Below are 12342 nucleotides of genomic sequence, written 5' to 3'. Positions count from 1 at the left end.
CCGGCGTCCTGCCGGGTTGCCCACGGATTCAAGCCTGCGTTCGGCCAGCGTGGTTTAACGGGGCGCCTAAAATCAAAAGCAGATCAAGAGCGGCTCGCTTCGCATCGTGGTTAGCGGTGGGCGCTACGGCGTCATGGTCATCGGGGGCAGGCCCCCCCCACACTGGGGCCTCCTGCAACTTCAAGCCTGTTGCTTATCCAGTTTCTTCTCGTGGGCGGTGACTTGCTGGCACAACTCGATCATCTGTTCGCGCATCCAGCGGTTCGCCGGGTCCTGGTCGGTGCTTTCATGCCAGTACAGATGGGTTTCCACCGGCGGCACGTCATTGACGGGCAGGTTGAACCAGTGCAGTTCATGGCGACGGGCGAAGCGTTCGGGCACGGTCATGACCATGTCGGTCTGCTGCAATACTTGCGACGCCATCAGGTAGTGCTGGGAGCGCAGGGCGATTTTGCGCTGGATGCCCATCTTGCCCAGGGCTAGGTCGACATGCCCCAGGCCGTTGCGGCGGCTGGAAATATGGATATGGGTCAGCGACAGGTAGTCATCCAGGGTGAATTTGTCCTTGCCCGCCATCGGGTGGCCCTTGCGCATGGCGCATACGTAGCGGTCTTCCATCAGCTTGACGTGACGCACTTGCGGGTCGGTGTTGAGCGGCGCATCCACGGCGAAATCCAGGCGCCCGGCGGCCAGTTCCTTGGTGGTTTCGCGGCGTTTGGACAGGAAACTCTCGATGACCACTGTCGGCGCGAGGCGGCGCAGGCGTTGGAACAGCAGCGGTAAAATCACCGCTTCGGTGAGGTCGGTCATGCTGATGCGATAGGTCTTGGCCGCCTGTTGCGGGTTGAAAATCCGGCTCTCTTGCACGGAAACCCGCAGCAACGACAACGCGTTGCGCACCGGGCCGATGATGTTCTGCGCCATCGGCGTGGGCACCATGCCCTGGGCGGTGCGCACGAACAGCGGGTCGTTGAAGGTCTCGCGCAGGCGTGCCAGGGCGTTGGACACCGCCGGCTGGGTGATGCCGACAATCTGCCCGGCCCGGGTGAGGTTGGCTTCGGTGTAGATCGCGTCGAAGACGATAAAGAGATTGAGGTCGACCTTGCTCAGATTCATGGGGGTTGCGCTCTTATTATCAGGTGGCGATTTTTTACGTCTTCAGACGTCAATCATATATCGGTGATGAATGTTAATACACGCCGAGAATAGGCTAGGTAAATTATCAACGCTGTTCTAGCATCGATTGCATGACCTAAACAACCTCTCAGAGAAGGGAGCCGCTCATGGATTTCGCCTATTCGCCCAAGGTTCAGGAACTGCGTGAACGCGTCAGCGCATTCATGGACGCTTACGTCTACCCGGCCGAGCCGGTGTTCGAACGCCAGGTCAGCGAAGGTGACCGCTGGCAGCCCACTGCGATCATGGACGAGCTCAAAGCCAAGGCTAAAGCCGAGGGGTTGTGGAACCTGTTCCTGCCGGAGTCCGAGCTGGGCGCCGGCCTGACCAACCTCGAATACGCGCCGCTGGCCGAAATCATGGGCCGCTCGTTGCTGGGTCCGGAACCGTTCAACTGCTCGGCCCCCGACACCGGCAATATGGAAGTGCTGGTGCGTTACGCCAATCATGAGCAGAAACAACGCTGGCTCGAGCCGCTGCTGCGCGGCGAGATTCGTTCAGCCTTCGCCATGACCGAACCCGACGTGGCCTCCTCGGACGCCACCAACATGGCCGCCCGTGCCGAACGCCAGGGCGATGAATGGGTGATCAACGGCAAGAAGTGGTGGACCTCCGGCGCCTGCGATCCGCGTTGCAAGATCTTGATCTTCATGGGCCTGAGCAACCCGGACGCGCCACGCCACCAGCAGCATTCGATGATCCTGGTGCCGGTGGACACGCCCGGCGTAACAATCCTGCGCCCGCTGCCGGTGTTCGGCTACGACGATGCGCCCCACGGCCACGCCGAAGTGCTGTTCGACAACGTACGCGTGCCTTACGAAAATGTGCTGCTGGGTGAGGGGCGCGGGTTTGAGATCGCCCAGGGTCGGCTTGGTCCGGGCCGTATCCACCACTGCATGCGCTCGATCGGCATGGCCGAGCGCGCGCTGGAATTGATGTGCAAACGCTCGGTCAGCCGCAGCGCCTTCGGCAAGCCGTTGGCGCGCCTGGGGGGCAATATCGACAAGATCGCCGACTCGCGCATGGAAATCGACATGGCGCGGCTGCTGACCCTGAAAGCGGCGTACATGATGGACACGGTGGGCAATAAAGTCGCCAAAAGCGAAATCGCCCAGATCAAGGTGGTTGCGCCTAACGTGGCACTCAAGGTTATCGACCGCGCCATCCAGATTCATGGCGGTGCCGGTGTGTCCAATGACTTCCCGCTGGCCTATATGTACGCCATGCAGCGCACCCTGCGCCTGGCCGACGGCCCGGATGAAGTGCACCGGGCGGCGATCGGCAAGTTCGAGATTGGCAAGTATGTGCCAAAAGAGATGATGCGCGGCGGGCAGTGAGACCGCGTCGCCTGCTATCGGCGGCAAGCCACCTCCCACATTTTGACTGTATTCACAAATCCAAGTGTGGGAGGGGGCTTGCCCCCGATGAGGCCGGCTTGAACCCCCCCAAAACCCGCCTCAGTACACCCAGACCTCCACCCGCCGATTCTTGATCCGGCCCTCATCCGCCGTATTCGCCGCCACCGGCATCTGTGCGCCGAACCCGCGAATATCGCGCAGTATCACGCCGCTTTTCACCAACTCCCGGCGCACCGCCATGGCCCGCAACTTCGACAGCAAGGCCGCCCGCTGCGGATCATTCTTGGCATCGCCAAACCCCACCAGCGTCACTTGCTTGTGCAGTTTGCCGTGGCTTTTCAGGTAGGCCACCACCCGCTGCACATCCTGGCGCGCCTTGTTGTCCAGGCTGGCGCTGCCTTCCTCGAAACGAAAGTTCACCGTCAAGCGCTGGGCGTTGCGCACAATCGCCTGGTAATCCTCGGGCATCGAGGCGCGGGGCTCCACGCCGATTGCCTGCACGTGCTGGGCGATAAAACCATTGGCCGCCACGATCGCCTGGCCCTGGCTGCTCTGGGCAAAGTCCACCAGTGCCTTGGCCCAAGGATTCTGCGTCGCCGGCGGCAGATAAACGTACAGTCGCCGTGACAGTGGGTAATCCTCGGTGGCGATCAGGCTGCCCAGTGGCAGCATCGGTTGCGAGTCTCCATCGACAACCGCCACCGTCTTGGCCTTGCGCACGTAGGGCAGCCCGATAAAACCGATGCCTTGAGGGTCCTGGCTGACCGCATCGGACAGCGCTTCACTGGACTCGAAACGCCGGGCTGACGCCACCAGCGGTTTGTCGCGGCGGTTTAGCACCAGGTCCTTGAAGGTGTCATAGGTGCCGGACCGGTCGTCGCGGGCGTACACATGAATGGCGCCGCCACTGCCGCCCAGGGCTTCCCAGGTGCTGATCTGACCATTGAAGATCTGCGCCAGTTGCTCGGTGTTCAGCGTATTGAGCGGGTTGCGGGGGTTGAGGATGATTGCCAGGCCATCGATGGCGATCACCTGTTCGGCTTCCGGGCTTTTCAGGTCGCCCAGGGTTTCCAGGTCGACCAGTTCGCTGTCTTTGATCGGGCGCGACGATGCGGCGAGGTCGGCACTGTGGTTTTTCAGCGCGGCAAATCCTGTACTGGAACCATGGGCGGCTACGTCGATGCTCACGGTTTTACCCTGACGGGTCTTGCCGATCACCTGCTGTTCATTGGCGCCCTCGGCGGGTTCGATGTGCACGCCTTGCAATCCCTGGCGCTCCATCAACCCCTTGACCAGCGCCGGGCCCAATCCCGCGCCGATGGTGTTGGAACCCTGGATACGCAATGCCGGGCCTTGATCGGGAAGCGGAAGGGGGGCGGACACAGCGAAAAACGGGAAAATCGTCAGCAGTAACAGAACGCGCAGCCTCATGCCGGCACCTTTTTGCGCCAAAGGAAGTGCTGCGAGATTAAGTCAGTTGGATTGCAGCAATATGACTGACGCCCCACAGATCTAAGTGTGGGAAGGGGCTTGCCCTGGCCCTCTGTAGGAGCGAGCTTGCTCGCGAAAAACGTCAACGATACCGCGTGTTTACTGAACGAACGCGGTGCCTGTGAGTTTTTCGCGAGCAAGCTCGCTCCTACAAGAGGGCCAGGGCGTGCCCCCTCCCACAAGTTGACTGAGTAGTGTCAGGAATCAACTCAATTCCAACCAGATCGGCGCATGGTCCGACGGCTTTTCCAATGCCCGCAAATCATAATCGACGCCGGCATCCTTGACCCGCGGGAGCAAGCCATTGGACGCCATGATCACGTCGATGCGCAGGCCGCGCTTGGGCTCGTCCTCAAAGCCACGGCTGCGGTAATCGAACCAGCTGAAACGGTCGGTCACCTCAGGGTGCAAGTGGCGGAAGCTGTCCACCAGGCCCCAGTTTTTCAGGCGGGCCATCCATTCGCGCTCTTCCGGCAGGAAGCTGCATTTGCCGGTTTTCAGCCAGCGTTTGGCGTTGTCGGCGCCGATGCCGATGTCGCAGTCTTGAGGGGAAATATTCACGTCGCCCATCACCACCAGTGCCTGGTCATTGCTGAACTGACTTTCCAGCAACTGTTGCAGGTCTTCATAGAAGCGCTGTTTGGCCGGGAACTTGGTGGGGTGGTCGCGGCTTTCGCCCTGGGGGAAGTAGCCGTTCATGATGATGACCGGGTTGCCGTTCTCGTCGGCGAAGGTGCCCCAGATAAAACGGCGCTGCGCGTCTTCTTCATCGGTGGCAAAACCTTTGTGCACACTCAACGCTTCCTTGCGCGAAAGGAGAGCTACGCCGTAGTGGCCTTTCTGGCCGTGGTAATACACGTGGTAGCCCAACGCCTGGACGTCGGCCAGCGGGAACTGGTCGTCGTGCACCTTGGTTTCCTGCAGGCCAATGACATCCGGCTGGTGTTTTTCAATCAGCGCCGCCAGCTGATGAGGGCGGGCACGCAGCCCGTTGATATTGAAGGAGACGATTTTCATGGTCGGCGGTCCAGTCTGGCAAAAGGGCGATGCTAGCCGACAAGTCGGACGGGGGCCAGCGTGGCGGTAGGACGCATGCGCTGCTAATGTCTGGGAACGACTGGCGCTGCGCAGGTTCGTACCCATAAGAACGCCATCTTTTTGAATGGCGTCCAGGAGATTGATTGTTATGCCTGACACCTCGACGGCAGCTGCCGAGATTCGCCTGCTCAACAGCGGTTATTCCCGCGAAGCGCGTTCCCTGTTGTACCAGGCCTACCGTCACGAACCGACCTTCGCCTACATCTTCGAAGCCGAGCGTCCAGGTTATGAACAGCGGGTACGCGCAACAGTGCGCGAGTTGGTCAAGCAGCACTTCTTTCAGAAACTTCCGGCCATCGGCCTGTTCGTCAACGACCGTTTGATTGGCGTCGCCCTCATCGCGCCGCCGCAGCGGCGCCTGGGCATCACCGAGAGCTGGGCCTGGCAGATTCGCATGTGGTTGAGCACCGGCGTGCGCGGTACGCGGCGTTACCTGGAATACCATCAGGCCGTGCTGGCGTGCCTGCCCGGTGAGTCGGTGCATGTGTTGCCGTTGCTCGGTATTCATCCGCAGTTGCAAGGTCAACACTATGGCGAACAGTTGCTTGAGGCGGTCCATAACTGGTGCGCCGAAGACCCGCACTCATCGGGCGTGGTGCTCGACACGGGCAATTCCCGTTACCTGGATTTCTACAAGCGCCAGGGCTATGAGGAAATCGGTGAAATTGCCGTAGGACCTGTCCTGGAGCATGTGTTTTTTCATCCCAATCCCCAGGCGTTACATGTTGCAACGGCCTGAGACAGAATTATTCAGATAAATCCGAGTTCAAAGTACCTCTCTCGCTCGTGTAGCATCCGCGCCTATGAAGTTTCCAGGAAGATTTACCAGCAGCTTGATCCTGCTGTTCACGAGCTGTGGCGCATTGGCGCAAAGCGAACTGGACGTGCGGATCAAACCCTCAAATGACGCGCTGAAAGCCAACATTGAAGGCTACATCGGCAGTGTTGGCGATCGTGACGAAGAAGCCCTGCTGCGATTCAGCCGTGGTGCCGAAGAGCAGGCGCGCAAAGCGGCCCAGGCGCTGGGCTTCTATCAGCCCCGGATCGCCAGCGAGGTGAAGGGCGGCAAGAACCCGCGCCTGACCCTGACCGTCGACCCCGGCGAGCCGGTGCATCTGCGCAACGTGATCTTGCGCGTCGATGGCCCGGCGGCGAGCCTCAAGGCCTTTCGCGTGCCCGCCAGTGATGACCTCAAGCCCGGCGCGGTGCTCAATCACGGGCATTACGATGACGCCAAGCGTTTGATCCAGAATCAGGCGTCGCGCTATGGCTTTTTCAGCGGGCGTTTTACCCACCAGAAACTGGCCGTAGACCCTCAAGCGGGCGTGGCTGACATCGAACTCATTTACGACAGCGGCCCGCGCTACAGCATGGGCAAGGTCAGCTTCAGCGGCGACACGCCCTTTGACGAAGAGCTGTTGCAGCGCATGGTGCCGTTCAAGCCAGGTACACCCTATGACTCCGAACTGATCGCCGAACTCAACCAGAACCTGCAAGCCAGTGGCTTCTTCGAAAGCGTGCGCGTGGACGCCAGCCCCGCAGCCTCAAGCAATGACGTGATTCCGGTGGCCGTGCAGCTGGACACGCGCAAGCCCCGCACCATGGGCCTGGGCCTGGGGTTCTCGACGGACGTCGGCCCGCGGGGCAAGGCCAACTGGACGCGCCACTGGGTCAATCCCCAGGGCCACAGTTATGGCTGGGAAGCCGAGTTGTCGGCGCCGCGCCAGAACGTCGGCCTGTGGTACGACATTCCGCTGGACCCTCCGCTCACCGACAAATTGCGTTTTGCCGGCGGCTATCAGAATGAAGAGATCGCCAACACCGACACCTTGAGCAAGCTGCTCACCCTCGGCCCCGAATGGCACAGCAAGTTGCCCAGCGGTTGGACCCGGGTCATCTCGCTCAAATACCAGCGCGAGGAATATCGCCTGGGCAATGACTCGGGCTTGAGTAACCTGGTGATGCCGGGCATCAGCTACTCCTACCTGCGCAGCGACAACCGCATCGATCCGCACAACGGCTATCGCCTGATGTTCGACAGCAAAGTCGCCAAGGAAGGGCTCGGTTCCGACACCAACCTGCTGTATGGCACCGCCACGATCAAGGGCCTGACCACCTTGTGGGATAACCACCGGTTCCTGGGCCGCGCGCAAGTGGGCGGCAGTGCCACCAATGGCTACCAGTCGGTGCCGCCGTCGCTGCGCTTCTTCGCCGGTGGCGACCAGAGCGTGCGCGGTTATGAATACCAGACCCTGTCGCCGGAAAACGACCGTGGCGACCGCATCGGCGGCCGCTACATGGTGGCGCTGAGCGCCGAGTATCAATATTCCATCACCGAAAAATGGCGTGTCGCGACCTTTATCGACCAGGGCAACTCGTTCAATACCCTGGATATGCCCAGCCTCAAAACCGGCGTGGGTGTGGGGGTGCGCTGGGTCTCGCCCGTGGGCCCGATCCGCCTCGACCTGGCCCATGCCCTGGAAGATCCGGGCGGCGTTCGATTGCACTTTTCCATGGGGCCTGAGCTGTGATGCGTGGTTTGAAAATAGCGGGGCTGGCATTGATCGCCGTCCTCGCGCTGTTGCTGTTGACGCTGTGGGCGGTGCTGGGTACCCAGGCCGGCAGTCGCTGGGTGCTGGGCCAGGTACCGGGCTTGAGCGTGGAGAATTTTCACGGACGCCTGGGCGGGCAGTGGAGCGCCGACCACCTGCTGTGGCAGCAGGACGGCAGCCGCGTCGAGCTCAATGCGCCGACGCTTGACTGGTCGCCGGGCTGCCTGTTGCGCATGACCTTGTGCATCAACCGGTTGGATGTGGACCAGGTCAGCCTGACGTTTGCCCCCAGTACCGAAGAAAGCGACAGCGGGCCGATCCAACTGCCCGACCTGAAGCTGCCGGTTGCCATCCAATTGGGCGATGTTCGTATCGGCAGCCTGCTGTTCAACGGCAGTGAAGCACTCAAGGGCTTGCAACTGGCGGCGCATTGGACCGCCGCCGGCATGCAGATCGACTCCGTTCATCTGCAGCGCGACGACCTGGTGCTGGACCTCGCCGGCCTGCTGCAACCCACAGGCGATTGGCCGCTCAATGCCACCGGCACGCTCAGTTTGCCCTACGCTCCGGGGGGCGCACCCTGGACCGTCGCGCTCAACATCGACGGCGACTTGCTCAAGACCCTCAAACTCGACGCCGACAGCAGCGGTTACCTGCCGGCCAAGCTCAGCGGCGAGTTGCAACCCCTGGCGGAAAACCTGCCGGCGCAGTTGCGCATCACCTCCGAGGCGTTCAAGCCGAGCGCCGATCTGCCCGACACCTTGCAACTCAACCAGTTGGACCTGAGCGCCAAGGGCGACCTTAAAGCGGGTTATCAGTTGCTGGGCAAGGCGGTATTACCGGCGCAAAAAGGCCCGGTGGATTTACTGCTGCAAGGCAAGGTTGACGCCAAGGGCGCGCAGATCGCCGGCCTCGACCTGAATGCCGGCGACAAGCAAAGCCTCAAGCTCAGCGCCAACCTGGACTGGCAGCAAGGTTTCAGCGCCGATGCCAAAATCGACTGGCTGGACTTCCCCTGGCACCGCCTCTATCCCCTGATCGATGAACCGCAGGTGGCCTTGCGCACCTTCAACGGTGAAGTTTCCTATAAGGATGGCAACTATCTGGGCAACCTCAAGGCCGACCTTGACGGCCCGGCGGGCGCCTTCACGGTGGTCACGCCGTTCAGCGGCGACCTCAAGCAAGTCTTCCTGCCCGAACTGAAATTGAGCGCCGGCCAAGGCAAGGCCGAGGGTCATCTGAACGTACAGTTTGCCGACGGTATCGCCTGGGACACCGCGCTGGACCTGTCGGCATTGAACCCGGCGTACTGGGTCGCCGAATTGCCCGGCACCCTGGCCGGGCCGCTGCGCAGCAAAGGCGAATTCAAGAACGAGCAGCTCAAGCTCAACGCCGACCTCGACCTCAAGGGTCGCCTGCGCGGACAGGCCGCCGTGTTTGCAGCCAAGGCCGAAGGCGCGGGGCAGCAATGGACCCTTGCCAACCTGGACATCCGCCTGGGCGACAACCGCATCAACGGCAGCGGCAGCCTGCAGCAACGCCTGGCCGGGCAGATCGACATCAAGCTGGCGCGCCTGGCCCAGCTCTGGCCGCAACTGCGCGGGCAGGTCAATGGCCGCCTCGATGTCGCCGGCACCTTGCAGGCGCCCCAAGGCAAGCTCGACCTCAAGGGCCAGCAACTGGCATTGGCCGACAACCGCCTGCAAAGCCTCAACCTCGACGCCACACTGGACAGCGCCCAGCGCGCCAGGCTCGACCTCAAGGGCAGCGGCATCCAGAGCGGCGAGACCCAGGTCGGCACGCTCACCGCCAGCGCCCAGGGCGATATCAAGAACCAGAAGGTTCAACTGGACCTGGCCGGACCGTTGCTCAAACTGGCCCTGGCCCTGGATGGCAACCTCGACAACGGCAACTGGCGTGGGCGCCTGGCCAGTGGTGACGTACAAGCCGGCGGCCAGGACTGGCGGCTGCAAGCCCCGGCGAAAATCGAGCGCCTGGCCGATGGCAAGCTGACCTTCGCCGCGCACTGCTGGGTGTCCGGTGGCGCCAGCCTGTGTGGCGAAGACCAGCGCCTGATGCCCGAGCCCAAGCTGCGCTACCACCTCAAGCAATTCCCTATCGACAGTCTTGCGGCGTTCCTGCCCAAAGACTTCGCCTGGCAGGGCAGGCTCAATGCCGACGTACAACTCGACCTGCCGGCCAGCGGCCCGAAGGGTGTGGTCTCGGTAGACGCCGGTGGCGGCAACCTGCGGGTGCGGGACAAGGGCCAATGGCTGGATTTCCCCTACGACACCCTGAAGCTGGAAACCACGCTCAACCCCAAGCGCATCGATACCCAGCTCAACTTTCGTGGCGGCAAGCTCGGTGAACTGCTGCTGCAGGCGCAGATCAACCCGCTGCCGGCCAACAAGCCGATCACCGGCAATTTCAGCCTCACCGGCCTGGACCTCGCCGTGGCGCGACCCTTTGTGCCGATGGTGGAAAAGCTCAACGGCAAGCTCAACGGCAATGGCCGCATCTCCGGCGGTTTGCTCGCGCCCCTGGTTAACGGCAACGTGAATCTGGTGGACGGTGAAGTCTCGGGTCCTGAACTGCCCATCAGCCTCGAGGGCCTGAACCTGCAGGCGCAGATCGCCGGCGAAAGCGTGCAGCTTGACGGCGGCTGGCACAGCGGCAAGGCCGGGCAGGGCAGCCTCAAGGGCCAGATCGACTGGGGCCGCGCCCTGGTGGTCGACCTCAGCCTCAAGGGCTCGCAACTGCCGGTCACCGTCGAGCCCTATGCCAAGCTGGAAGTGGCCCCCGACCTGAAGATCAGCCTCAAGGACGACAAGCTGGCGATTGCCGGCAAGGTGCACATCCCGCGCGGCGATATCACCGTGCGCGAGCTGCCGCCCTCGACGGTCAAGGTGTCCGATGACACGGTGATCGTCGGCAGCCAGACCGAAGAAGGCAAACCGCCGATGGCGATGGCCATGGATATCGACGTGGAAGTGGGGGAAGACCAGCTCAACTTCGCCGGTTTCGGCCTCACCGCCAAAGTGCAGGGCCATGTGCATATCGGCGACAACATGGACACCCGTGGCGAGCTGTGGCTCAACGACGGCCGTTACCGCGCCTACGGCCAGCGCCTCAACGTGCGCCGTGCACGGCTGTTGTTTGCCGGGCCGTTGGACCAACCGTTCCTGGATATCGAAGCGGTGCGTGTGGTGGTCGAATCGTCCCGCACCGTGACCGCCGGTATTCGCCTGAGCGGCAGCGCCGAGCAGCCGACCACGCAGATCTTCTCCGAGCCCGCCATGGCGCAGGAGGACGCGCTGTCCTACCTGGTGCTGGGACGTTCGCGCACCAACAACGGTGAAGACAACAACATGCTTGCCGAAGCCGCCTTGGGCCTGGGCCTGATGGGCAGCGCCGGGGTGACCTCGGACATCGCCAATAAACTCGGCATCCGCGATTTCGACCTGGATACCCAAGGCACCGGCAACAGCACTGCCGTGGTCGCCAGCGGCAAGATCAACGACAAACTCAGCCTGCGTTACGGCGTAGGGGTGTTCGAACCGGCCAACACCATCGCCTTGCGCTATTTGCTGAGCAAGAAGGTGTACCTGGAAGTGGCCACAGGCGTGGCCAGCTCCCTGGATATCTTCTACAAGCGCGACTTCTAAACCCAACTGGGTCAAATGTGGGAGGGGGCTTGCCCCCGATAGCGGTCTTTCAGTCAGCTAATCTGTAGCTGACCCACCGCCATCGGGGGCAAGCCCCCTCCCACATGGACAACTATTTGCACTCAAGCTTTTGGCCAATTACCAAGCAACCTAACTATTCCATTTGACATTCGCTGCCTAAGCAGTAATATCTCGTCACACATTCACTGCCTAGGCAGTAATAAGGTGACTTTCAATGCCTCACTTCACCCCTGACAACTTCCACAACTGCCATCTCGGCCTGTTACTGGGCCGCGCTGCGATCCTCAAGGACCGCATCATCGACACCCATATGGAACCTCACGGCATCACCGCCGCGCAGTTCAAGGTGTTGATCATCATGGCCCAGTTCGGCGTCGACACCCCGGCCGAATTGTGCCGCCATTTGTCCCTGGACAGCGGCTCGATGACGCGCATGCTTGACCGGCTCGAGCAGAAAGGCTTGCTCAGCCGCAAACGTTCCGAGCTGGACCGCCGCCAGGTGCAACTGGTGCTGACCGCCGAGGGCCAGCGCCTGGCGGACATGCTGCCGCAGATCGGCGCCCAGGCCCTCAACCAACTGGCCGGCGTCCTCGAGTCGGGCGAGCTGGAAACCCTGGAACGGATCCTCAAGAAAATCCTGATCGCTGCGGGTGACCCCATCACGATCCTGCGGGTAGGTAACCAATGAACACACGCGCACTCAGCCTGGTGCTGGCGGCGATGACGCTGGCCGGTTGTGCCAACTACAGCGGCCTCGACACGCAGGGTCAACGCCTGGACGCCAACACCCTGCAAACCGGCAAGTCCTTGAGCGGCGTGACGCTGTCGGATGCCGCCTGGCCCAGCGCCGACTGGTGGAAAAGCCTTGGCGACCCACAGCTCGACGGGCTGATCCAGGAAGCCCTGCAGAACAGCCCCGACATGCAAGTGGCCAGCGCCCGCGCCCATCAGGCCGAAGCCGCAGCCTATGCCGCCAACGCC

Annotated in this window: 8 protein-coding genes and 1 pseudogene; 6 read left to right on the top strand and 3 right to left on the bottom strand. The window is 62.1% G+C overall.

Annotated features, from left to right (window positions below):
- Positions 1-180: 180 nt before the first annotated feature.
- Positions 181-1116: a LysR family transcriptional regulator gene (locus tag BFP90_RS11855; protein WP_027606275.1), complete on the bottom strand. Its 936-nt coding sequence runs from the start codon at positions 1114-1116 to the stop codon at positions 181-183.
- Positions 1117-1283: 167 nt separating this feature from the next.
- Between BFP90_RS11855 and BFP90_RS11850 the strand changes: the two genes are divergently transcribed.
- Positions 1284-2513: an acyl-CoA dehydrogenase gene (locus tag BFP90_RS11850; protein ID WP_065896757.1), complete on the top strand. Its 1230-nt coding sequence runs from the start codon at positions 1284-1286 to the stop codon at positions 2511-2513.
- A gap of 120 nt (positions 2514-2633) precedes the next feature.
- Here the strand turns inward: BFP90_RS11850 and BFP90_RS11845 are convergent, their stop codons facing one another.
- Together BFP90_RS11845 and xthA are read right to left on the bottom strand one after the other, a co-directional pair.
- Positions 2634-3965: a substrate-binding domain-containing protein gene (locus BFP90_RS11845; protein WP_065896756.1), complete on the bottom strand. Its 1332-nt coding sequence runs from the start codon at positions 3963-3965 to the stop codon at positions 2634-2636.
- Positions 3966-4229: 264 nt separating this feature from the next.
- Positions 4230-5042, bottom strand: coding sequence for an exodeoxyribonuclease III (gene xthA, locus BFP90_RS11840; RefSeq protein ID WP_065884896.1), 813 nt, complete (start codon positions 5040-5042; stop codon positions 4230-4232).
- Between the two features lie 169 nt (positions 5043-5211).
- Between xthA and BFP90_RS11835 the strand changes: the two genes are divergently transcribed.
- From BFP90_RS11835 to BFP90_RS11815, 5 genes and pseudogenes are all read left to right on the top strand, one after another.
- Positions 5212-5862 carry a GNAT family N-acetyltransferase gene (locus tag BFP90_RS11835; RefSeq protein ID WP_065896755.1) on the top strand — a complete coding sequence of 217 codons (651 nt, stop codon included), beginning with the start codon at positions 5212-5214 and terminating at the stop codon, positions 5860-5862.
- 64 nt (positions 5863-5926) lie between these two features.
- Positions 5927-7654, top strand: coding sequence for an autotransporter assembly complex protein TamA (locus tag BFP90_RS11830; protein WP_065894895.1), 1728 nt, complete (start codon positions 5927-5929; stop codon positions 7652-7654).
- The gene (locus tag BFP90_RS11825) at positions 7654-11340 is read left to right on the top strand and encodes a translocation/assembly module TamB domain-containing protein (RefSeq protein ID WP_176718036.1); all 3687 of its coding nucleotides are present in this window, start codon (positions 7654-7656) and stop codon (positions 11338-11340) included. The genes BFP90_RS11830 and BFP90_RS11825 overlap by 1 nt, the downstream gene beginning before the upstream one ends.
- Positions 11341-11575: 235 nt before the next feature.
- The gene (locus BFP90_RS11820) at positions 11576-12049 is read left to right on the top strand and encodes a MarR family winged helix-turn-helix transcriptional regulator (protein ID WP_065896753.1); all 474 of its coding nucleotides are present in this window, start codon (positions 11576-11578) and stop codon (positions 12047-12049) included.
- Positions 12046-12342, top strand: a pseudogene (locus tag BFP90_RS11815) (multidrug RND transporter); the annotation flags it as partial. The gene BFP90_RS11820 and the pseudogene BFP90_RS11815, both read left to right, overlap by 4 nt.

It is taken from the genome of Pseudomonas sp. 24 E 13 (assembly GCF_900004715.1).
Lineage (GTDB): Bacteria > Pseudomonadota > Gammaproteobacteria > Pseudomonadales > Pseudomonadaceae > Aquipseudomonas > Aquipseudomonas orientalis_A.
The sequence above is the reverse complement of the archived record's forward strand: the minus strand, read 5'-3'. Positions and strand labels throughout refer to the sequence as shown.

Coding starts and splice junctions, on each gene's coding strand:
- BFP90_RS11845 (WP_065896756.1), bottom strand. CDS start 3,965: ATGAGGCTGCGCGTTCTGTTACTGCTGACGATTTTCCCGTTTTTCGCT.
- BFP90_RS11820 (WP_065896753.1), top strand. CDS start 11,576: ATGCCTCACTTCACCCCTGACAACTTCCACAACTGCCATCTCGGCCTG.
- BFP90_RS11850 (WP_065896757.1), top strand. CDS start 1,284: ATGGATTTCGCCTATTCGCCCAAGGTTCAGGAACTGCGTGAACGCGTC.
- xthA (WP_065884896.1), bottom strand. CDS start 5,042: ATGAAAATCGTCTCCTTCAATATCAACGGGCTGCGTGCCCGCCCTCAT.
- BFP90_RS11830 (WP_065894895.1), top strand. CDS start 5,927: ATGAAGTTTCCAGGAAGATTTACCAGCAGCTTGATCCTGCTGTTCACG.
- BFP90_RS11835 (WP_065896755.1), top strand. CDS start 5,212: ATGCCTGACACCTCGACGGCAGCTGCCGAGATTCGCCTGCTCAACAGC.
- BFP90_RS11825 (WP_176718036.1), top strand. CDS start 7,654: ATGCGTGGTTTGAAAATAGCGGGGCTGGCATTGATCGCCGTCCTCGCG.
- BFP90_RS11855 (WP_027606275.1), bottom strand. CDS start 1,116: ATGAATCTGAGCAAGGTCGACCTCAATCTCTTTATCGTCTTCGACGCG.